The sequence below is a fragment of the Bradyrhizobium sp. UFLA01-814 genome (assembly GCF_046718885.1).
Lineage (GTDB): Bacteria > Pseudomonadota > Alphaproteobacteria > Rhizobiales > Xanthobacteraceae > Bradyrhizobium > Bradyrhizobium elkanii.
Window position 1 is genome coordinate 1 of the sequence record NZ_JAQOSR010000123.1, and the last position, 20189, is coordinate 20189.

The window sequence follows — 20189 nt, forward strand, 5'->3', positions numbered from 1 at the left end:
CGAGCCGCTCGACAGATGCGTGGTGAAGTCACGGCCGTGCTTGTCGATCTTCGCCACCGTGCAGCCGGTGATGATGGTGATGCCGCGCTTCTCCATCTCGGCGCGAACATGCTTGCGCACGTCCTCGTCGAAGCCGCGCAGGATGTTGTCGCCGCGATAGATCACCGTGACGTCGGAGCCGAAGCCGGCGAAGATGCCGGCGAATTCCAGCGCGATGTAGCCGCCGCCCTGGATCACGATCCGCTTCGGTAGCTCCTTGAGGTGAAACGCCTCGTTGGAGGAGATCACGTGCTCGATGCCGGGCACGATCGGCCCGTGATTGGGCGCGCCGCCGGTCGCGATCAGGATGTACTTCGCCGTCACCTTCTCGCCGGTGGCGAGTCTGATGGTGTGAGCATCCTCCAGCACCGCGCGGGTCTTCACGATCCGTGCGCCCGACTTCTCGACATTGCTGGTGTAGGCGCCCTCGAGCCGGGCGATCTCCTTGTCCTTGTTGGCGACGAGAGTGGCCCAGTCGAACGAGACCTGCCCGATGCTCCAGCCGAACCCGGCCGCGTCCTCGATCTCGTCGTGGACGTGGCTGCCGATCACGAACAGCTTCTTCGGCACGCAGCCGCGGATCACGCAGGTGCCGCCCATCCGGTACTCTTCGGCGACCATGACCTTCGCGCCGTAGCCGGCGGCGATGCGGGCGGCACGAACGCCGCCCGAACCACCACCGATGACAAACAGGTCGACGTCAAACTCGGCCATTTTTGCACCCAACCTTGGCAACCACGCCGAAAATCGGCTCTTGCAACTGGTACCCCTCATCCTGAGGAGCCCGCGAAGCGGGCGTCTCGAAGGATGGAGGCCACAGAGGGGCCTCATGGTTCGAGACGCGCTCCGCGCTCCTCACCATGAGGGTCCAATAGCGCCGCGCGCTCAGATATCCTTGCCGCGCTTCTTCATCTCGGCCTTGAACTGGGCGTTGACGATCACGCCAAACTGCTGCGCCCACTCCTGCATATATCTCAGCGAATCGTTGATTGCCTTGGGCTCGGAGGTCAAAAGCTTCTGACCGAGCGGCGTCTTGTAGAAGATCACGAGATCCTTGAGCTCCTGCTCGGTGAACTCGGCGGCGTAGAGCTGTGCCATACCCTCGCCGATTTCCTTCTCGCTGCCAGCCAGATTCTTGGCAATGACCAGCGCAACCTCGTTGAGATCCTTCTGGTAGTTCAAGTACTGCTGCAGCAGGCCGGTCTTGGTCTTCTCGATGATTCCCGGAACGGCGCCGGCATACATCACCGAGACGTTCTTCATCGTCAGGATTTCCTTGGCGTATCCGATCGCCGCGGGGGTCGACTGCTTGACGTCCTTGGGCATGGGGGGCAGCTGCGGCTGCTGCGCCATCGCCGGTGCGAGCGCCAGTCCAGCCGCCAGGGCCGCAGCCGACAAAAGTCCCGAAAAACGCTTCATTCCAAGTCTCCTTGCTTGCGGCCTCATGGCCGTTCAACAACCCGAATTCCCTGCGCGCCGGCCAGCACGGCGACGCTGCCAAGCCCGATGAACAGGCCGTGTTCGACCACGCCCGGAATCACGCTGAGCAAACCGGCAAGACGCGGCGGATCGCCGATCCGGCCGAGATGGGCATCGACGATCCAGTGGCCGCCATCGGTGACAAAAACGTGACCGTCCTTGCCCTTCCGGACCAGCATTTCGCCTGACACGCCCGCCTCCGAAAACGCCCGCGCCATCGCGGCCTGGGTCGCGGCGAGCCCGAACGGGATCACCTCGACCGGCAGCGGGAAGCGGCCGAGCACGTCGACCCATTTGCTGTCGTCGGCGATCACGATCATGCGATCACTGGCGGCCGCGACGATCTTCTCGCGCAGCAGCGCACCGCCGCCGCCCTTGATCAGGTTGAGCGCGTGGTCGATCTCGTCGGCGCCGTCGATGGTGAGGTCGAGATGGTCGATCTCGTCCAGTGTGGTCAGCGGAACGCCGCAGCGGATCGCATCCGCGCGGGTCGCTTCCGAGGTCGGCACGCCGATCACTTTCATGCCCGAGCGGACCTTCTCGCCGAGCAGCTCGACGAAATGCTTGGCGGTCGATCCGGTGCCGAGCCCGAGCTTCATGCCGTCGCGCACCTCTTCGAGCGCGCGCGCCGCCGCCTGGCGTTTCAGTGCGTCCATATCCACGTGCCGATAGCCCTCGGTTGGTTACGGGCCGCCATCGGGTGGCCCGGCGGGCGCATATCTAGCGTCGTTTTGCAGGCAGGAATAGCGGCAAGCGGACCAGTCTTTAGGCCGAAACGGCTTCCATCGCGGCCAAAATCGCCGAAAAGCGCTGTTCGACCTCGGCCCGCATCCCGGGGTGGGTAAAAATGTAGAATTGGTCGTCGTGGATCGCGGCCAGCACCTGTCCCGCAACCGACGCCGGATCGAGACCGGCCTCCAGGCGGCGCGCGATCTCGGCGACGACGGCGGCCATCGGGCTTGCGGGATCGAGCTGACGCGTCGGGCCGTACTGCTCCGGGCGGTTGCGCCCGCTCTCGCCGATCCGGGTCCGCACAAAGCTCGGACAGAGCACGCTGACGCCAATCCCGAGCGGCCTGAGTTGCATGGCGAGCCCTTCGGACAGGCTGACGACGGCGAACTTGGTCGCCGAATACGGGCTCAGGCCAAGTCCAGCATTCATCCCGGCCATCGATGCCGTGTTGACGATATGGCCGCCCTCGCCGTGCTGGCGGATGTGCGGCAGGAAGCTCCTGATGCCGTGCACGACGCCCATCAAATTGACGTCGATCACCCAGCGCCAGTCGTCGACCGAGATCGGGTCAATGCCGCCGCCGGCCGCGACGCCGGCATTGTTGCAGAGGACATGAACCTTGCCGAAGGCGCGGAACGATGCTTCTGCCGCGCGATCGACGCTCAAGGGATCGGCAACGTCGCAGACCACGCCATGGACATCCGCGCCGCCGGCGCGCAGCGCATCGACGGCCTGGTCCAGCGGACCGGTCTCGATATCGGCAAGCATCACCTTCATGCCCTCGCGGGCGAAGGCGGTTGCCATCGCAAGTCCGATTCCGCTGGCCGCGCCGGTGACAAAAGCAGCTTTTCCGGCAAGTTCCCGCATCTCAGCCTCCCCATGACCCACATCTACTCTTGCATCGCAGCGCCCGGCCCGATAGCCAAAAGCATCATGTCCGCCTCCTCTCCCCCCATCGTCGTATTCGATCTCGACGGCACGCTGGTCGACACCGCGCCCGATCTGATCGCCGCGCTGAACCATGTGCTCGACCGCGAGGGCTTGCGGCCGGTGCCGCTGGCGGCCGCGCGCAACATGATCGGCGCCGGCGCGCGCAAGCTGCTCGAACGCGGGCTCGAGGTGGAAGGACGCGCGGTCAGCGTCGGTGATCTCGATCGCTTGACCAAGGATTTCGTCGACTATTATGCCGAGCATATCGCCGACGGCTCGCGGCCGTTCGACGGGCTCGAGGGCGCGCTCGACCGGCTCGAGGCAAAGGGCCATCGCTTTGCGGTGTGCACCAACAAGCTGGAATGGCTGTCGAGGCTGCTGCTCGGCCGGCTCGGCCTGACCAGGCGCTTCGCCGCGATCTGCGGCGCCGATACCTTCGGCATCGCAAAACCCGATCCGACGTTCCTGCGCGAGACGGTGGCCCGCGCCGGCGGCCGGCTGCCGGGCGCCATCATGGTCGGCGACGCCGGCCCCGATGTCGGGGTCGCAAGGCGCGCCCAGGTACCAGTGATCGGCGTCGATTTTGGCTATACCGACGTTCCGATGACCGAGCTGAAGCCGGACCGGCTGATCAGCCATATGCGCGATCTGCCGGACGCCGTCGCCAGCCTGAGCGCGGCATAGACTTTCCGCAACATACTGATATCGCTTGGCAATATTTAGCCATGCGATTCTGCCATTAACCATCCTTTAACGAACAGGCCCCCCGCTGTTGCGCCTCTGTTTCGACGCACCTATGGTCCGCTCCGGGGATTGTGGCTGATTGCCGCAGTAGAGTGTGGATCATGCGTCGTATCATCGTAATTGCGGCCGCCGGGCTGAGCCTGGCCGGCTGCTCCTCCTTCTCATTGGATTCGTTCAAGTCGGCGCCACCGCCGATGCCGGTGCAGCTGGATTCGAACCCGCCGGGCGCCGACGCCGTGACCTCGCTCGGACCGGGCTGCAAGACGCCCTGCACCGTGTCGATCCCGGCGCCGGAGACCAACTTCTCCGTCACCTTCAACATGCCGAAGTTCCAGCCGGCGACCGTACCGGTCACCGTGACCCGCGTTCCCGGCGACTTCACCACGCCGGCCACCACCACGCTCGATCCGAGTCCGGTGTTCGCCGAGTTGCAGCCGGCCGGCCCGCCGCCGCGCGCGGCGAAGAAGCCGGTGCGGAAGAAGAGGCCGAAGCCGGCTGCCGCTGCGGCGCCCGCCGCCGCTCCGGACTCCGCGTTCCCCGCCCCGAGCGCCGCTGCTCCGGCGCCGGCCGCCGCTCCGTCGCGCTAGCGCGGGCGGCTGCACCGGATTTGCACTGCACAAGAGCCCGGCCCAAAGCCGGGTTTTTGTATTTGTTCGAGACACATCCGCGATTGCGATCATGCATCGCGCGATATGCCTCGCCTATCGCTTTGCATGTTGCGGATCATCCATACGATCATCCCTTGGGACGCATTGTGACAACGCGCCAAGATGCATAGATTGCGGATGCCGGAGCCGATCACGGCGCGGCAGGCAGGAAACAGATTGCAAGGCCCGAACTGAATGAACGGATCCACGCAAGCGCATTCCGACACGCTGTTTCGTCCGATGACCGACCCGTTCGGCCGGACCATCCGTTATTTGCGCGTCTCCGTCACCGACCGCTGCGACCTGCGCTGCTTCTACTGCATGTCGGAAGACATGACCTTCCTGCCGAAGGCCGATCTGCTGACGCTGGAAGAGCTCGACCGGCTCTGCTCGGCATTCGTCGCCAAGGGCGTGCGCAAGATCCGCCTCACCGGCGGCGAGCCGCTGGTCCGCCGCAACGTGATGGGCCTGGTCCGCTCGCTGTCGCGCCATCTGACCACGGGCGCACTCGACGAATTGACGCTGACCACCAACGGTTCGCAGCTGGCGCGCTTCGCCCAAGAGCTGGCCGATTGCGGCGTGCGCCGCGTCAACGTCTCGCTCGACACGCTCGACCCCGTAAAATTCCGGGCCATCACCCGCTGGGGCGACATCGACAAGGTGCTGTCGGGCATCGAGGCGGCGCGGTCGGCGGGACTTGCGGTCAAGATCAACGCGGTCGCGCTCAAGAACATGAACGAGGACGAGATTCCCGCGCTGATGGAATGGGCGCACGGCAAGGGCATGGGCCTGACCTTGATCGAGGTGATGCCGATGGGCGACATCGGCGAAGGCCGGATCGATCAGTACGTGCCGCTGTCCTTGATGCGCGCGCGGCTCGAGAAGCACTACACGCTGACCGATCTGTCCGACGACACCGGCGGCCCCGCCCGCTACGTCCGGGTCGCCGAGACCGGCGGCAAGCTCGGCTTCATCGCGCCGATGACCCATAATTTCTGCGAATCCTGCAACCGGGTGCGGATCACCTGCACCGGCACGCTGCACACCTGCCTCGGCCACGAGGACGCCTCCGACCTGCACCGGCCGCTGCGCGCCTCCGCCGACAACGACTTGCTGGCGGCAGCCATCGACCGGGCCATCGGACTGAAGCCGAAGGGGCATGATTTCATCATCGACCGCCGCCACAACCGTCCGAGCGTCAGCCGCCACATGAGCGTGACCGGCGGCTAGTTTTCAAGCTCCCTCCCGACGCGCGGCCTGTCCCCCGATTACCAAGGCGGGACAACAGTTTGCCGCAGCGTCAATTTGCCCATTTTCCGATTGACGGCGTTCCACGGCGCTGATTTGGTGAATCAGCTTTCACGCTAGTCTGGCCAGCATAGGCCGCTGCCCTCCGTCGGCTCCTGCCGACGATCCCCGGCAGCCAAGAACGGCTGAAGCGGATTTCGGGGGAGGACGAACGTTTGCAACTGCTCCTGAAAGTGAGCCGTGGCTCCGTGCGCATGCGCGCGGCGGCCAGATGATGCTTGAAGAGATATTCGGCGCGCGGATGGCGCGGCCGTGGAGATCGTGATGCGCCCATTGTTGGCATTAAGTCAGGCCATCGACCAACTCAACGAGAAGATCGGCTACATCTGCAACCTGCTGGTGCTGATCTCGTGCCTGGTCAGTGCCGGCAACGCCATGATCCGCTACGCGTTCAGCTACTCCTCGAACGGCTGGCTCGAGGCGCAGTGGTACATGTTCGCGATCCTCGTGATGTTCGGCGCCTCCTACACCTTCAAGCGCAACGAGCATGTCCGCGTCGAGATCATGTATCTGATGCTGTCCGAACGCGGCCAGCTCTGGCTCGACCTGATCGGAACGCTGTTCTTCCTGATCCCGGCCTGCCTCCTGCTCGCCTATCTGTCCTGGCCGTTCTTCTACCAGGCCTATGCGGTCGGCGAGATGAGCGGCAACGCCGGCGGCCTGCTGCGCTGGCCGATCAAGTTCGTTATCCCGTCCGGCTTCGTGATGCTTGCGCTGCAAGGCGTCTCAGAGGTGATCAAGCGGATCGCCGCGCTGCAGGGCTACGTGACCATCGACGCGAAGTATGAGAGGCCGACTCAATGATCACGCTGGAGATGATGCCGCCACTGATGTTCGGCGGCCTGATCATAGCGATGCTGATCGGTTACCCGGTGGCGTTCACGCTCGCCGCGGTCGGCCTGTCGTTCGGGTTCCTCTCGATCTATCTCGGCTTCTTCGACCTGAACTTCCTGCAGGCGATCCCGGGCCGCATCTTCGGCAGCGTGCTGTCCAACGAGCTGTTGCTCGCGATCCCGTTCTTCACCTTCATGGGCGCGATATTGGAGAGATGCGGGCTCGCCGAGGACATGCTGGATTCGATGGGCCAGTTGTTCGGCCCGATCCGCGGCGGCCTCGGCTATTCCGTGATCATCGTCGGCTTCATCCTCGGCGCCATTACCGGCACGGTGGCGGCGCAGGTGATTGCGATGGCGCTGATCTCGATGCCGGTGATGATCCGCTACGGCTACAACATCCGCTACATCACGGGCGTGCTCGCCGCCTCCGGCACCATCACGCAACTTGTCCCTCCCTCTCTCGTCCTGATCGTGCTCGCCGACCAGCTCGGCAAGTCGGTCGGCGACATGTATCTCGGCGCCTGGGGCCCGTCGGTGTTCCAGATCCTGCTGTTCGCCGGCTACACCTTCCTGCTCGGCATCTTCAAGCCGAGCCATGTGCCGGCGGTGCCGGTCGAGGCGCGCACGCTGACCGGTTGGGCGCTGTGGAAGAAGTGCCTGCTCGGCATCATCCCCTCGGCGGTGCTGATCTTCGTCGTGCTCGGCACCATGATGATGGGCCTTGCGACCCCGACGGAAGCCGGCGCCATGGGCGCGGTCGGCGCCATCGTGCTCGCCGCCATCCACCACAAGGATTTCAGCGCCACCGGCAACAAGGTGCTGATAGCAGGCGTGATCGCCGGCGGCATCGGCACCATCATCGCGATGCTCTACAGCGAGAACCTGCTCTTCAAGCTCGCCTTCGCGATCACCTACGCCGCGGTGGTCTGGATCTGCCTCGAGGCCGTCAAGATCCCGGACCTGCGCGACCTGATCAAGCAGGGCTACGAGACCACCATGCGGATCACCTGCATGGTCACCTTCATCCTGATCGGCTCGACCTGCTTCTCGGTCGTGTTCCTCGGCGTATCCGGCGGCACTTGGCTGGAGCACCATCTGACCTCGCTGCCCGGCGGCGTCTGGGGCTTCCTGATCTTCATCAACCTGTTCATCTTCTTCCTGGCGTTCTTCCTCGACTTCTTCGAGATCGCCTTCATCATCCTGCCGATGATCGCGCCGATCGCGCAGAAGGTGCTGGCGCCAGTGGTCGGCCCCGACGCCGCGCTGATCTGGTTCGGCGTGATGCTCTGCGTCAACATGCAGACCTCGTTCCTGCATCCGCCGTTCGGCTTCGCGCTGTTCTATCTGCGCGGCGTGGCACCGAAGGAAGTGAAGAGCTCCGACATCTACTGGGGCGCAATGCCCTGGATCGGCCTGCAGGCGATCATGGTGGCGCTGGTGATTGCGTTCCCGGTCGTCGTCACCGGACTGCTCGACAAGCCGCTCGATGTCGACCTCAACAAGGTCAAGATCGAGGTGCCGCAGATCGAGCTGCCGCCGCTCGACTTCGGCCAGCCGAAGCAGTAGCCGGCATCAGCGCATTCGGCGTGCCCAGAGCATTTCGGTTCTGATTGAATCAGAACCGAGGCTCTGGATTCTCGTTTTGTCGCGTTTTCTTCACGCGAACCGGCGTCCACTTCGCTCGAAAACGCGCTTGCGGGCGCAAGGTACGCCGCTGTTGACGGCGTCGGCGGGGCCTGTGAAGACGGGGATACGGATCGTCCTCCAACTCACAGATCGCCGCCATGCCCCAATTGCATCCCGCCCGCTCGCTCATTCGCCCGCTGATGCTGTCGTTTGCTTTGGCGCTTGCCGCGCCCGCGGCGCATGCAGCTGACCTTCGCGCGCTGGCGCAACAGGAACAGCAGCCGCTGCTCGACACTCTGCGCGACCTCGTGCAGATCGAATCCGGCAGCAAGGACATCGAGGGCCTGAACCAGCTCGCCGAGCGCGTCGCCGGCCAGTTCAAGCAGCTCGGCGGCACGGTCGATATCCTGCAGACCACGGATATCTACCGCCTCGACGACACGCCCGAGAAGATCGGCCCCGCCGTGCAGGCCGTCTTCAAGGGCACCGGCAGCGCGAGGATCATGCTGATTGCGCACATGGATACGGTGTATCTCAGAGGCATGCTGAAGGACCAACCCTTCCGCATTGATGGCGACAAGGCCTATGGGCTCGGCATTGCCGACGACAAGCAGGGCGTCGCCACCATTCTCCACGCCGTGGCGTTGCTGCAGAAGCTGAACTTCAAAAATTACGGTACGCTCACGGTGCTGATCAATGGCGACGAGGAGATCTCTTCGCCCGGCTGGCGCAGCACCATCACGCGCCTCGCCGCGGAGCAGGATGCCGTGTTCTCGTTCGAGGGCAGCGGCACCGACGGTACGCTGCGCCTCGCCACCAGCGGCATCGGCTCGGCCTACCTCACGGTGCACGGCAAGTCGTCGCATGCGGGCGCCAGGCCCGAAGGCGGCGTGAATGCGCTCTATGAGCTGTCACACCAGGTGCTGCAGATGAAGGACCTGTCGAAGCCGGAGCAGGGCCTGAAGCTGAACTGGACGGTGTCCAAGTCCGGCACCAACCGCAACGTGATCCCCGCCGAAGCCATGGCCCAGGCCGATGCGCGTGCGCTCAAGGTGGCGGATTTCGACGAGCTCGAGAAAGCCCTGCAGGACAAGATCAAGAACCGCCTGCTGCCGGACTCCACGGTGGAGGTCAAATTCGAGGTGCGCCGCCCGCCGCTCGAAGCGAGCGACGCCTCGCGCCGTGTGGCCGGCCACGGCAAGACGATCTATCAGGAGCTGGGCCTGTCGCTGAACGTGGCCGAGCGGGCCACAGGCGGCGGCACCGACGCGGCGTTTGCCGCGCTCAAGTCCAGGGGGCCGTGGTCGAAGGCATGGGCCTGTCGGGCTTCGGCGCGCACTCCAACGATGCCGAATACGTGCAGATCAACAGCATCGTGCCGCGCCTGTATTTGACCACGCGCATGATCATGGATCTGTCCGACGGCAAGGTGAAATAGACCGGCAAGGCCGCGGCACGTTCGCGGGCCGGCTCAGGACGCTGCCGGCTCCGGCTTGGCGAGGCGGAAGCTCAGCGTGAACTGGGCGCCGCCCGACGGCAGGTTCTCCACCCGCACCGTCGCATCGTGATCCTCGACGACGCCGCGCACGATCGAGAGGCCGAGCCCGGCGCCGTCGGTGCGCTGGCGATCGCGACGCCAGAAGCGCTGGAAGATCAGGCCCTGCTCGGCGGGCGCAATCCCCGGCCCGCAGTCGCGCACCTGCACCGAACCGTTGTCGTGCACCTCGACATCGACCGAGGTCGCATCGGCGGTATACTTGATGGCGTTCTCCGCCAGATTGAAGATCGCGCGCTGCAGCATCTCCGCATTGCCCCTGACCTGCACCGGACTGTCGGTGCCGCGCAGCGCGATGTCCTTGTGCTGCGCCAGCGCGTAAGGCGCGATCGAGCCGACCACCTCGGCGCACACCGCGCGCAAATCCGCGGTCTCGCCGGGATCAAGCACCAGCGTGTCGAGTTCGGCGATCTCGAGCAGCTGGCTGACGATGCGGCTCATGCTCTCGATGTCGGCATGCAGCTCCCTGGTCCCCTTGGCCGCATCGAGCGTCTCGATCCGGGTTCTGAGGATCGCAAGCGGCGTGCGCAGTTGATGCGCGGCATCGGCCGTGAACTGGCGCTGCACGTGAAAGCCTTCCTCAAGGCGATCGAACGCCTGGTTGACGGCCGTCACCAGCGGCAGGATCTCGCTCGGAATCCCCTCCGTCGGAAGGCGGATATCGGTCCTTGCCGGCCCGATGCTTCTCGCCTCCTCGGAGGCCCGCAACAGCGGAATCACCGCGCGGCGGAAGATCAGGATGTCGGTGGCAAGCAGGATCAGAAGGATCGGGATGGTGATCCAGCCAACCCGCCGGAAGAAATTGGAGACGATGTCGTCGATGATGACGTCACGATGCGACAGATCCTCGGCGACCAGGATGCGCAGCGTCTGACCGCCGAGCAGCCTGGTGACGCTGGCACCGGAAATCCGGTTGGCCAAGGCCGGCAGTCGCGGCGGCTCGCGATGCGACGAAAACAGCAGATGATCGTCGGCATCGTAGATGTCGTAGCGGTAGCGGCCATAGGCGTCGGAATAGAGCCCCCTCAGGCTGTCCGGCAAGTTGAGTTGCACCTTGCCCGTGGCATCGACCGAGAGGTTCTGGCCGAGATCGGCGGCCTGGTCGCGCATCGCTTCGCGATGCAGCTGATTGATCTCCGAATTCAACAACCACAGCAGCAGCAGCGGCAGGAAGATCGCCGCGACCGCGACCGCCACGATGTGCAGGAACACGATCCGCGACGTCAGCGACTTGAAGCGGAACACGCCTACTTCTCCTCCGCCATCAGATAACCGACGCCCCGAATGGTGTGGATGATGACCTTGGCGCGGTGCTCGGTGAGCAGCTTGCGCAGCCGCGACACGTAAACCTCGACCGCGTTCGAGGCGACCTCGCCGGACAGGCCGAAGATGTGGTCCTCGACATTCTTCTTCGGCACCACCCGCCCCTGCCGCCGCAGCAGGATCTCCAGCACGGATGTTTCGCGCGCGGAGAACACATGCGGAGCGCCGTCGACGAACACCTGCTTGCTCTCGGTGTCGTAGACCAGATTGGCGAGCTTCAGCGAGGAGCCGAGCAGCTGGCCGGGCCGGCGCAGGATGGCTTCGAGCCGCGCCACCAGCTCTTCCAGCGCGAACGGCTTCGCCAGATAGTCGTCCGCGCCGCTGCGCAGGCCGCTGACCCGATCCTGCAGGCCGCCCCGCGCGGTCAGAACCAGGACCGGCAGCGGATCGGTCTTGCGGCGAAGCTCCGACAGCACCGACAAGCCATCGCCGTCGGGCAGTCCGAGATCGAGGATCATGGCCGCATAGCTGACGCTGCGCAGCGCATCGCGCGCCTCGGCAACGCTGTTGACGACATCGGACTCGTATCCCGCCGCCATCAGCCCGCTGGCGAGCAGCCGCGAGAGCTCGACATTGTCCTCGACGATCAGAAGGCGCATCGCAGCAATCCAGTCCTCATTCGATCGATCTTCTGCTTGCTATCGTCAAAACAAGACGCATGCGAAGGTGACCTCTCGATGGCGACACAAGCGCATGTTGCTCCAGCTAGTGTTACTGCCCTGAGAACAGATACCGCCTCCCCGCTGCAATCAAAATCCACGCCAGGCGCCTTTGATTGCGCCCGTGTAAGGCTGACGTCAGCTAGCCATGATAACATAACGGATTGCGCGTTCGCGCCCGGAGGGAGATCGAGAACTGGCAGCTGCCGCCACGGCCAGCGACCGGCGGTCAGGCGTCTTCGCAAGCCGCGTTACGCCGCAGCCGTGATCACGGCATGGAAAAGCCCCGGAGCTTTCGCTCCGAGGCCGATTTCTGTCTTCCTGTCCAACTCGCAGCAATTACGCCTGCGAGTGGCGCGCCATGAAATTGTCGTAGCCGACCTCGGCGACCTGGAACCATTGATAGCCGTTGTTGGAGAACGAGGTCAGCGAGTCATAGACCTTCTTGAAGTTGGCATTGGTCGCGGAAACCTCGGCATGCAGCTCCTTGGCGGCCTTGAAGGAGGCCTCCATCACCGCAGCCGGGAACGGACGCAGCTTGGTGCCGACCGCGAGCAGCTTCTTCAGTGCGATCGGATTGGCCTGGTCGTAGCGCGCCATCATCCAGTTGTTGGCGAGATGGCCGGCCTGCTCGAGCACGAACTGATAATGCTTCGGCAGCGCGTTCCACTTGTCGAGGTTGATCATCGCCACCAGCATGGGGCCGCCTTCCCACCAGCCGGGGAAGTAATAGTTCGGCGCGACCTTGTAGAAGCCGAGCTTCTCGTCGTCGTAGGGACCGACCCACTCGGCCGCATCGATGGTGCCCTTCTCCAGCGCCGGATAGATGTCGCCGCCGGCGAGCTGCTGCGGCACCGCGCCGAGCTTCTGCATCACCTTGCCGGCAAAGCCGCCGATGCGAAATTTGAGGCCCTTGAGATCGTCGACGCTGTTGATCTCCTTGCGAAACCAACCACCCATCTGGCAGCCGGTGTTGCCGGCGAGCAGCGAGGTGACGTTGTAGCTCTTGTAGAACTCGTTGAGCAGGTCCTTGCCGCCGCCCAGCATGAACCAGGCCTGGTTGAGGCGCATGTTGGGTCCGAACGGCACCGCGGAGCCGAAGGTGAAGGTCGGGTCCTTGCCGAAATAATAATATGGCGCGGTGTGCCCCATCTCGACGGTGCCGTTCTGCACGGCGTCGAGCACCTGCAGGCCGGGCACGATCTCGCCCGCAGCAAAGGTCTGGATCTGGAATTTGTTGTCGGTCGCTTCACCCACCGCCTTCGCCATCAGCTCGGCGCCGCCGTGCAGCGTGTCGAGCGACTTCGGCCAGCTCGTCGTCAAGCGCCACTTGAGCTCCGGCATCGACTGCGCGATCGCGGGAGCTGCGACCGTGGCTGCGCCGGCGACGCCCAGACCCGTGACCTTGATGAAATCTCTTCGCTTCATTTGAATCCTGCCCTGTTCGATTGTGTTGTCCGAGCGTCGACTGCTCTTGATCGTCGCGCCGCTTTTCTTTGCCGTCATGACCGGTGACCGATCACACGCCGCCTTCGTGCCGAGGCTTCGGATGCGAGCATGGAACATCCCCTTCCCGAATGCCAGACGCAAAAAACCCGGCCTCGTTGCGGAGGCCGGGTTATTTTTGCTCGAAGGTCGTGGCGGGCTTCGATCCTAGGACCGAAGCCCTTGGTTCTTGTTTGCCTGCGTTCTCTCTACGCGAACGCTCATCCGAAACGCCGTGCCGATCAGCCGCGGGTGCGCGAGCGGATCATGAAGCTGTCGAAGGTGTATTCGGCGACCTGCCACCACAGATACTGGTCGGAGCGGTAGGCCTGCATGGCCTCGATCGACTTCTTGAAGTCGGCATTCTTGGCCGAGATTTCACCCCACAGCTCATTGGTCGCCTTGAGGCAGGCCTCGAGCACCTCGTTGGTGAACGGACGCAGCTGCGTGCCGCCGGCAACCAGCCGCTTCAGCGCGGAGGGGTTCTGCATGTCGTAGCGCGCGGCCATCCAGCTGTTGGCGTTGGCGGCGCCGTTGGCCAGGATCGCCTGGTAGTTCTTCGGCAGCGCGTTCCACTTCTCCAGGTTGACGAAGGAGTGCACGGTCGGACCGCCTTCCCAGAAGCCCGGATAGTAGTAGTACTTGGCGACCTTCTGGAAGCCGAGCTTCTCGTCGTCATAGGGACCGACCCACTCGGCCGCGTCGATGGTGCCCTTTTCGAGCGCCGGATAGATGTCGCCGCCGGCGAGCTGCTGCGGCACCACGCCGACCTTCTGCAGCACCTGGCCGGCAATGCCGCCGATGCGCATCTTCAGGCCCGACATGTCGGCGACGGTCTTGATCTCCTTGCGGAACCAGCCGCCCATCTGGGTGCCGGTGTTGCCGGTCGGGAAACCGATCACGCCGAACTTCTTGAAGAACTCGTTGCCGAGCTCCTGGCCACCGCCCTGATACCACCAGGAGTTCTGCATGCGGGCATTGAGACCGAACGGCACCGAGGCGTAGATCGCGAAGGTCGGGTCCTTGCCGACATAGTAGTAGGCGACGGTGTGCGACATCTCGACCGTGCCGTTGGAGGTCGCGTCCAGTGCCTGCAGGCCGGGGACGATTTCACCCGCCGCGAACACCTGGATCTGGAACTTGTTGTCGGTCATTTCGGCGACGTACTTGGACAGCTCGACGGCACCGCCATAGATGGTGTCCAGCGACTTCGGGAAGCTCGAGGTCAGGCGCCACTTGATTTCAGGCGAGGACTGCGCGATCGCCGGCGCGGCAACCGCCGTCGCGGCAGCACCGGCCGCAGAAACTTTCAAAAAATCACGACGCTTCATCGTAAGACTTCTCCTTCAGGGGCGTTTCCCAGTGACCGCAAGCAGTTCTCCGGCAGGCGCGTGAAGGCCTGCCGAGGCGCTCTGGGTCGGCCCTTTAACACGGAAGGCGGCGTCACGGAAACGCGACAATGGCATGACCGCGCCAATTAAACGAAAGTCTGATGAGGCTGGAAATCAGCCGGAAAATACGCCTTCCGGCGGCGACGATGACGCCTCGCAGGTGGCCGCGCAGCTGCCTCCAACCGCGCGGTAAATCGCCGCGTGCGGGCCGTCCGGTCCGCGCTCAACCACCGGGTTGCCGGAGCGATCAGCGCCGCGTCGTCTCCCGCGCCTTCTTGGCTTGATCGGCCAAATACCGCCCGCGCCGGATCCAGCTTTGCGCGGTTGTCTTGCTGACGCCATACGTCTTGGCGATCACCTCGGCAGCCTCGCCGATCGAGTCGGATTTCTTGGCCATGTTGAATGCCAGCCGGGAGGCCTCTGCGCGCTTCTCCCGCGTCAGATGTTTGCGGTGCTGTTTGTTTGCTTCGCGTGATGCTGCCATGTCGATGGTCGCCTCACGGCCCCTTCCCGCAGTTTTGGCTTCACCCGTGGCCGCCTTCCGCTGATCGAAGGGTGGTACGATTCGGCCACTCCTGCATAAACATACAGGCCGGAACCGATTCAGCAATCGTCCAAAGGCACCAAGGGCCACAGGCCTGTGAAGAAGGCCCGCCGGGCGCCCGACGGTTCGAGGCCGATCGGCCCAGCGGGACGGCAGCGCAGGCTCAGGCTGCCGCGATGACGCCTTGCAGCTGCTCGCGGACCTTGCCGCCGATCGCGCGGTAGATCGCTGCGTGCGGGCCGTCCGGTTCGCTCTCGACCACCGGGTTGCCGGAATCGGAGGCCGTGCGGATCGCGATGTGCAGGGGGATTTCGCCGAGGAACGGCACCCCCAGCTTCTCGGCCTCGTGGCGGGCGCCGCCATGGCCGAAGATATCCGAGCGGGTGCCGCAATGCGGGCACTGGAAATAGCTCATGTTCTCGACGATGCCGAGCACCGGCACGTTGACCTTCTTGAACATCGCCAATCCGCGCCGCGCGTCGATCAGCGAGAGGTCCTGCGGGGTCGAGACGATGACGGCGCCCTTGAGCGGGACGTTCTGCGCCAGCGTGAGCTGGGCATCGCCGGTGCCGGGCGGCATGTCGACCACGAGCACGTCGAGCGTGCCCCAGGCGACGTCGCGCAGCATCTGGGTGATCGCCGACATCACCATCGGCCCGCGCCAGATCATCGCGGTGTCCTCCTCGACCAGGAAGCCGATCGACATGATCGACAGGCCGAAGCGCTGCAGCGGGACCATCTTCTTGTCGTCATTGAGCTGCGGCTTCTCGCGGATGCCGGTCAGCCGCGGCACCGATGGGCCGTAGATGTCGGCGTCGAGCAGCCCGACGCGCAGGCCGAGGTCGCGCAGGCCGAGCGCGAGGTTGAGCGCCGTGGTCGACTTGCCAACGCCGCCCTTGCCGGAGGCAACCGCAATGACGGCGGAGATGCCGGGGATCTCGGCCTGCCGGGCCATCGGCGATTGCCCGCCGGGCGGATGCGGATGACGATGGGCGGACGCCGGCGGGACGCCGCCGGCCGGCCGCGGCGCCGGCGCTGCACCGCCCGCCTTGCGCTCGGCGGTCAGCGCGATCATCGCGACGCTGACGCCGGGAATGGCGCGCACCGCGTTCTCGGCCTGCGCACGCACACTCTCCCAGGCGCGCGCCTCCGCGGCGTCGACATTGATCGAGAAGAAGACCTTGCCGTCGGTGACCGTGATCGCCGACAGCACATTGGCGTTGGTCAAGGCCGTGCCGCGTGGCGACATCACCTTGGCAAGGCAATCGAGAACCTGTTGCTGCGTCACGCTCACCGCGCATCTCCTGGGCATTTTAGTCGGCATGATCTTGTTCGGAAAACCGCTTCGCACTTTTCCGGATCATGCCCAAGAGACGACCCATAGAGCGTTGCAGCGCAAAAGGCTACCTCGCTCCGACGTCGTCCCGCCGCTCGGCCGGCGCAGCCGAGCCGCCTTCCTTGGCGGCCTCGTAGTTCAGCTCGATCATGACCCCGTTGGGGTCGTTGACGAAGATCTGCCAGAGATCGCCGCCGGGAACCTGGCGTGAATCGAATTCCATGCCCTTGGACTGAAGCCGCTGCCTCATCCCATCGAAGCCCTGGCTGGCAAAGGCGACGTGATGGACGACGCCCGAGTCAGGCTTTTGTGCCTCATCGGTCGCCGAAATATCGACCAGATGCACGACCGCCTTGCCCTCGCTGTACATCCACGCACCGGGGAACGCGAAGTTCGGCCGCGCGCCCTTTTCCAGGCCCAGAATGTCCTCGTAGAACCGCACCGTGGCGGAGAGATTCCGGGTCCGGATATTGAAATGATCGAGCACACCGACGCTCATGCCCATGCGAGACACTCCCTTTTTTGTGAAGTTCGTTGGTGGGCCAATCCTAGCACAAAACCGCCTTCTGCCATCCCACCAAGGCCGTTGCCCTCCGCTGCACAGGGGGTATGGTGCGGCTCCTTCCATGGACGGAATGCCCTGCCCGCCGCGACGTTTTCCGGCGGTCTCAAGGGGCGATCACCACGGCAAATCACAAGGTAACAGACATGGCTAAAGTCGCTTTCCTCGGTCTCGGCGTAATGGGTTTCCCGATGGCGGGGCACCTCGTGAAAAAAGGCGGCCATGAGGTCACCGTGTACAACCGGACCGCGGCGAAGGCGAAGGAATGGGCCGACAAGTTCGGCGGCAAGACGGCGCCGACCCCGAAGGCCGCCGCCGAAGGTCAGGATTTCGTGATGTGCTGCGTCGGCAATGACAACGACCTGCGCGCGGTCACGATCGGCCCCGACGGCGCCTTCGCCGGGGTCAGGAAGGGCGCGACCTTCGTCGATCACACCACCGCCTCCGCCGAGGTCGCCCGCGAGCTCGATGCCGCCGCGAACAAGGCCGGCTTCAAATTCGTCGACGCGCCGGTGTCCGGTGGCCAGGCCGGCGCCGAGAACGGCGTGCTGACGGTGATGTGCGGCGGCAGCGAAGACGCCTATGCAGGCGCGGAGCCGATCATCACCGGCGCCTATGCGCGGATGTGTAAATTGCTCGGCCCGGCCGGCGCCGGCCAGCTCACCAAGATGGTCAACCAGATCTGCATCGCAGGTCTGGTTCAGGGCCTGTCGGAGGGCATCCACTTCGCCAAGAAGAGCGGCCTCGACGTCGCCGCCGTGATCGAGACCATCTCCAAGGGCGCGGCGCAGTCCTGGCAGATGGAAAACCGCTACAAGACCATGAACGAGGGCAAGTACGATTTCGGCTTCGCGGTCGAGTGGATGCGCAAGGATCTCTCGATTGCGCTCGCCGAGGCCCGCCGCAACGGCGCCACCCTGCCCGCCACCGCGCTGGTCGACCAGTTCTATGCCGAGGTCGAGAAGATGGGCGGCAAGCGCTGGGATACGTCGAGCCTACTCGCCCGTCTGCAGCGCTAACGCTTCCCACCATCTCGTCATGCCCGGGCTTGTCCCGGGCATCCACGTCTTTGGATCCACGAGAAGCAAGACGTAAATGGCCGGGACAAGCCTGGCCATGACAACATGGAATTGTCGGACCTGGCGTGCGCGTGTGCGCCCGCCATCGCGCCCCCGGCGCAAAGGTTAATTTAACTCCCCGTTTACGCTTTTCCTTAGCTCTTTAAGTCATCGCTTAATGATTTAGCGTCACAGATAGACAATGCAAAAGGCCCGCGCGGTTCGCTGGCAGGATTTGTGTTGTTGATGAGTAATCCCGCAGAAAAGCCTGAAGTTGTAGCGCTTCCGGCAGGACCTCAGGTGACGGTGCCGGTGAACAGCCGGCGCGTCGCCGCGCAGCGGGTGCGCGAGGCGCGGGATCGGTTAACGTCAACCAGTGGAACCCGCCCGGCGTTCGACGCCGAACTGCTCCGCCAATACGCCCAGACCCGCATGTCGGCGTCCTACGTCGTGATGCTGCTCGTGGTGGCAACCGGCGTGCTGTTTGGCCTCTGGATGAAGCCGATCGTGGCCGGCGCCTGGACGATCGGCATCCTCTGCGTCCATCTCGCCATCATCCGCAGCTGTTCCCGCTTCCTCGCCGAACCAACCTCGGTCGCGGTCACCCGCAAATGGCGGACGCGCTTCGTGCTGCTCGACCTGCTCTACGGCCTGTGCTGGACCGCGATCCTGATCCACCCCGCCGGGCGCGATCTCGCCTCCAACACGCTGATGATGTTCCTGATGCTGCTGGTGATCGCGGTCTCCAGCATGCTCGCCGCGAGCCTGCCGATCGCAGCCCTTGCGGCGACTGTTCCGGTGACGGTCGGGATCGCGCTCGACCTTGTGCTCAACGGCGCGTTCGACAATTACGTGTTGGCCCTGCTCGCGCTTGCCGCCGAAGGTTATTTTGCTCTGCTCGCGCACCGCCTGCATTCGACCACGCTGGCGACGCTGGAGGCCCGCGCCGAAAAGGATGCGCTGATCGGCGAACTGGAGCAGGCCAAGGCGATCTCCGACGAGGCGCGCCACCGTGCCGAATCCGCCAACGTCGCCAAGTCGCGCTTCCTCGCCCAGATGAGCCACGAACTGCGCACGCCGCTCAACGCCATCCTCGGCTTCTCCGAGGTGATGAAGAGCGAGATCTTCGGCGCGCATACCGTTCCCGTGTACAAGGAATATTCCGCCGACATCCATAATTCCGGCGTGCATCTGCTCAATCTCATCAACGAGATCCTCGATCTGTCGCGGATCGAGGCCGGTCGCTACGAGCTGAATGAAGAGGCCGTGGCGCTGGTGCATGTCGTCGCCGACTGCCACCACCTGTTGAAGCTGCGCGCCTCCAGCCGCGGCATCACCATCCACGAGGTGTTCGAGCACGGCATGCCCAGGATCTGGGGCGACGAGCGCGCCATCCGACAGGTCGTGCTCAACCTGCTCTCCAACTCGATCAAGTTCACGCCGCAGGGCGGCGAAATCTGGCTGAAGGTCGGCTGGACCGCGTCGGGCGGGCAATATCTGAGCGTCAAGGACACCGGAAGCGGCATCGCCGAGGACGAGATCCCGGTTGTGCTGGCCTCCTTCGGCCAGGGCTCTAACTCGATCAAGTCGGCGGAACAGGGCGCCGGCCTTGGCCTGCCGATCGCGAAAAGCCTGATCGACATGCATGGCGGCACCTTCACGCTGAAGTCGAAGCTGCGCATCGGCACCGAGGTGATCGTGACCTTGCCGCCGGAACGGGTGATGAGCGCGCTGGCGCCGATGGCGGAAGAAGCGCCGCCGATGCAGCCGCCGGAGCCCGTCGAGCCCACGATGGGCGCCGACCGGAAACGTGTGCGCCGCAAGTCGATCATGAGTGCCGGCACCGGATTGTAGAGCATGTCGCGGAAGATCGTGACGCGGTTATCGCTGGAGCCCTTTCCGTTCCGATGGATTCGGAACGGGGCTCTAGACTTT

19 protein-coding genes are annotated in these 20189 nt (G+C 64.5%); 8 read left to right on the plus strand and 11 right to left on the minus strand.

The window, feature by feature from the left end; all coding sequences use genetic code 11:
- The 4 genes from PMN64_RS30085 to PMN64_RS30100 form a co-directional block, all read right to left on the minus strand.
- Nucleotides 1-753 (minus strand): FAD-dependent oxidoreductase (locus tag PMN64_RS30085; protein WP_411783267.1); only part of this gene is annotated, 753 nt, incomplete at its 3' end.
- 171 nt (nt 754-924) lie between these two features.
- Nucleotides 925-1458, minus strand: a complete 534-nt coding sequence (locus tag PMN64_RS30090) for a DUF2059 domain-containing protein (RefSeq protein ID WP_028344553.1) — start codon at nt 1456-1458, stop codon at nt 925-927.
- 23 nt (nt 1459-1481) lie between these two features.
- On the minus strand, nt 1482-2180 hold the full coding sequence (rpiA, locus tag PMN64_RS30095; protein ID WP_411783268.1) for a ribose-5-phosphate isomerase RpiA: 699 nt from the start codon (nt 2178-2180) through the stop codon (nt 1482-1484).
- A gap of 103 nt (nt 2181-2283) precedes the next feature.
- Nucleotides 2284-3117 (minus strand): SDR family NAD(P)-dependent oxidoreductase, encoded by an 834-nt coding sequence (locus PMN64_RS30100; RefSeq protein WP_411783269.1) that lies wholly within the window; start codon nt 3115-3117, stop codon nt 2284-2286.
- A 66-nt stretch (nt 3118-3183) separates the two neighbouring features.
- Between PMN64_RS30100 and PMN64_RS30105 the strand changes: the two genes are divergently transcribed.
- The 6 genes from PMN64_RS30105 to PMN64_RS30130 all read left to right on the plus strand — a co-directional run bounded on the left by PMN64_RS30105 (nt 3184) and on the right by PMN64_RS30130 (nt 9735).
- The gene (locus PMN64_RS30105) at nt 3184-3864 is read left to right on the plus strand and encodes an HAD hydrolase-like protein (protein WP_411783270.1); all 681 of its coding nucleotides are present in this window, start codon (nt 3184-3186) and stop codon (nt 3862-3864) included.
- A gap of 161 nt (nt 3865-4025) precedes the next feature.
- Nucleotides 4026-4511, plus strand: a complete 486-nt coding sequence (locus PMN64_RS30110) for a PEGA domain-containing protein (RefSeq protein WP_028344549.1) — start codon at nt 4026-4028, stop codon at nt 4509-4511.
- A gap of 255 nt (nt 4512-4766) precedes the next feature.
- The gene (moaA, locus tag PMN64_RS30115; protein WP_411783271.1) at nt 4767-5801 is read left to right on the plus strand and encodes a GTP 3',8-cyclase MoaA; all 1035 of its coding nucleotides are present in this window, start codon (nt 4767-4769) and stop codon (nt 5799-5801) included.
- A gap of 342 nt (nt 5802-6143) precedes the next feature.
- A complete protein-coding gene (locus PMN64_RS30120) occupies nt 6144-6683 on the plus strand; it encodes a TRAP transporter small permease subunit (RefSeq protein WP_028334243.1) in 540 nt (179 codons plus the stop codon).
- The gene (locus PMN64_RS30125) at nt 6680-8281 is read left to right on the plus strand and encodes a TRAP transporter large permease (protein WP_411783272.1); all 1602 of its coding nucleotides are present in this window, start codon (nt 6680-6682) and stop codon (nt 8279-8281) included. Before PMN64_RS30120 ends, PMN64_RS30125 begins: the two co-directional genes overlap by 4 nt.
- A gap of 218 nt (nt 8282-8499) precedes the next feature.
- Nucleotides 8500-9735, plus strand: a complete 1236-nt coding sequence (locus tag PMN64_RS30130; RefSeq protein ID WP_411783273.1) for a glutamate carboxypeptidase — start codon at nt 8500-8502, stop codon at nt 9733-9735.
- A 77-nt stretch (nt 9736-9812) separates the two neighbouring features.
- On the opposite strand, the gene PMN64_RS30135 is transcribed toward PMN64_RS30130, so the two are convergent.
- From PMN64_RS30135 to PMN64_RS30165, 7 genes are all read right to left on the minus strand, one after another.
- On the minus strand, nt 9813-11141 hold the full coding sequence (locus tag PMN64_RS30135) for a sensor histidine kinase (protein ID WP_304555839.1): 1329 nt from the start codon (nt 11139-11141) through the stop codon (nt 9813-9815).
- A gap of 2 nt (nt 11142-11143) precedes the next feature.
- Nucleotides 11144-11818 (minus strand): response regulator transcription factor, encoded by a 675-nt coding sequence (locus tag PMN64_RS30140; RefSeq protein WP_411783274.1) that lies wholly within the window; start codon nt 11816-11818, stop codon nt 11144-11146.
- A gap of 399 nt (nt 11819-12217) precedes the next feature.
- On the minus strand, nt 12218-13306 hold the full coding sequence (locus PMN64_RS30145) for a TRAP transporter substrate-binding protein (protein WP_411783275.1): 1089 nt from the start codon (nt 13304-13306) through the stop codon (nt 12218-12220).
- A gap of 299 nt (nt 13307-13605) precedes the next feature.
- Nucleotides 13606-14694, minus strand: coding sequence for a TRAP transporter substrate-binding protein (locus PMN64_RS30150; RefSeq protein ID WP_028334237.1), 1089 nt, complete (start codon nt 14692-14694; stop codon nt 13606-13608).
- 307 nt (nt 14695-15001) lie between these two features.
- A complete protein-coding gene (locus PMN64_RS30155; RefSeq protein ID WP_028334236.1) occupies nt 15002-15238 on the minus strand; it encodes a hypothetical protein in 237 nt (78 codons plus the stop codon).
- A 223-nt stretch (nt 15239-15461) separates the two neighbouring features.
- Entirely contained in the window at nt 15462-16592 is a 1131-nt protein-coding gene (locus tag PMN64_RS30160) for an Mrp/NBP35 family ATP-binding protein (RefSeq protein ID WP_411783276.1), read from the minus strand.
- A gap of 109 nt (nt 16593-16701) precedes the next feature.
- Nucleotides 16702-17139 carry a VOC family protein gene (locus tag PMN64_RS30165; protein ID WP_016843272.1) on the minus strand — a complete coding sequence of 146 codons (438 nt, stop codon included), beginning with the start codon at nt 17137-17139 and terminating at the stop codon, nt 16702-16704.
- A 203-nt stretch (nt 17140-17342) separates the two neighbouring features.
- On the opposite strand from PMN64_RS30165, the gene PMN64_RS30170 reads away from it, so the two are divergent.
- Together PMN64_RS30170 and PMN64_RS30175 are read left to right on the plus strand one after the other, a co-directional pair.
- Nucleotides 17343-18215, plus strand: a complete 873-nt coding sequence (locus PMN64_RS30170) for an NAD(P)-dependent oxidoreductase (protein ID WP_411783277.1) — start codon at nt 17343-17345, stop codon at nt 18213-18215.
- A gap of 285 nt (nt 18216-18500) precedes the next feature.
- Nucleotides 18501-20108 carry a sensor histidine kinase gene (locus tag PMN64_RS30175; protein WP_038384019.1) on the plus strand — a complete coding sequence of 536 codons (1608 nt, stop codon included), beginning with the start codon at nt 18501-18503 and terminating at the stop codon, nt 20106-20108.
- Nucleotides 20109-20189: the final 81 nt, after the last annotated feature.